Raw genomic sequence first — 1,355 nt, 5'->3', positions numbered from 1 at the left:
ATAGCTAATGAACTCTGCGTTTATTGAACGTTGCACTTGTTATGATAATTTATCTTTTTAAAACAAACCAAGCATACAGTGCAAATCCTCCTATCATAATAATCAAAGTTAAAATTTGCTTTAACTCGTAGGGAAGAGGCGATAGATTTAAAAGATATTCTGGTAGTGTAATTAACAAAAGTGTTACGAGTAAAACCGCTGTTTTGGACCAAATTGATAATAAAATTAAGTTCAACACCATAATAGACCCAATGAGAAGGCTGACGGTGGAGTCTAATGTTATAATTGGTGTTTGAGTCATACTATCTACATAATATAAAGCAACATAGGCAGCTATAGTTACAAGTGAAATAATAGCAAATACTAAATACTTCATTTTGTCTGATAATCTAGCTGGAATAATATTTCTAAAAGCAGCAAGCACTGCAACAATAAATGCTCCAGCAATAACTAAATGACCCATAATCTCTAGAATCGAAAAAGAGAATTCGCCTCTCATCAAATTAGGTAAGATAATGAAAGAATAGGATGCAACCATAATGCCAATAATATTCTTAATAGCAGAACGGTGATCAACTAACATTTCATTGGCTATTGACCTCATATAATCTTTAGGCGACGAACCAATAATATGCTCAATCGGCTTCCCTTGGCCTTCAGCTTGTATGAGATGATCTTCTAACTCACTAACTATCTCCTCAATCTCATTCGTTTCCTTACCTTTAGAAACTAAGTATACGGTTAGATTTTCTAAAAACTCTTTACTTTGTTTCGATAGTTGAGTATTATTTTCCATTTGTTCCATCTCCTTTATCACTATCCGTGTACGACTCTCTATTTAAAACCTTGTTAACGCTACTTTGAAGGTTTTCCCAGCGCTTAATAAAATGATCCAATTCATCTGCGCCTTTTTCAGTCAGGGAATAATATTTCCTTTTGGGGCCTGCAGTGGATTTTTTTAGTGTCGATGATACTAAACCCTCTCTTTTCATTCGCATTAATAAAGGATAGATCGTACCCTCACTCATCGAATGAAAACCATAACGGGATAATTTTTCTGCCAGTTCATAACCATATGCTTCTTTATTTTTTATAATCATCAGAATGCATCCATCAATGACTCCTTTTAACATTTGTGTAGAAGACAAATTACCCCTCCTTTTACAGAACGAATTCACTATCTTGTATTACATAGTATTTTAAGATTATTATACAGCTAGCTACCTTGTAATGCAAGAGTTAGTTTAAAATTCAATTACCCCTTCTTAAAGATGAGGTGACTCTTCTAATATTAAGTTTTGGTGAATTGTAAAATGAACTTAGCCATATAAATTAGAAAAAGAGCCAGTGAGTCT

2 protein-coding genes are annotated in these 1,355 nt (G+C 33.4%); both read right to left on the bottom strand.

The features are described from left to right. Positions 1-49: 49 nt before the first annotated feature. Positions 50-796 carry an HAAS domain-containing protein gene (locus ACQV2P_RS08635; RefSeq protein ID WP_428882416.1) on the bottom strand — a complete coding sequence of 249 codons (747 nt, stop codon included), beginning with the start codon at positions 794-796 and terminating at the stop codon, positions 50-52. After that, positions 786-1,148 (bottom strand): PadR family transcriptional regulator, encoded by a 363-nt coding sequence (locus ACQV2P_RS08630; protein WP_428882418.1) that lies wholly within the window; start codon positions 1,146-1,148, stop codon positions 786-788. The genes ACQV2P_RS08635 and ACQV2P_RS08630 overlap by 11 nt, the downstream gene beginning before the upstream one ends. Between the last annotated feature and the right edge of the window lie 207 nt (positions 1,149-1,355).

This window comes from Facklamia sp. P12932 (assembly GCF_050409545.1).
Taxonomy (GTDB): domain Bacteria; phylum Bacillota; class Bacilli; order Lactobacillales; family Aerococcaceae; genus Facklamia.
Note: the sequence above shows the minus strand (reverse complement) of the source record. Positions and strands in the feature narration are given on the sequence as shown.

What these genes read in the sequence shown, in the direction of transcription:
- ACQV2P_RS08635 (WP_428882416.1), bottom strand. Translation starts at nt 796, where the DNA reads ATGGAAAATAATACTCAACTATCGAAACAAAGTAAAGAGTTTTTAGAA.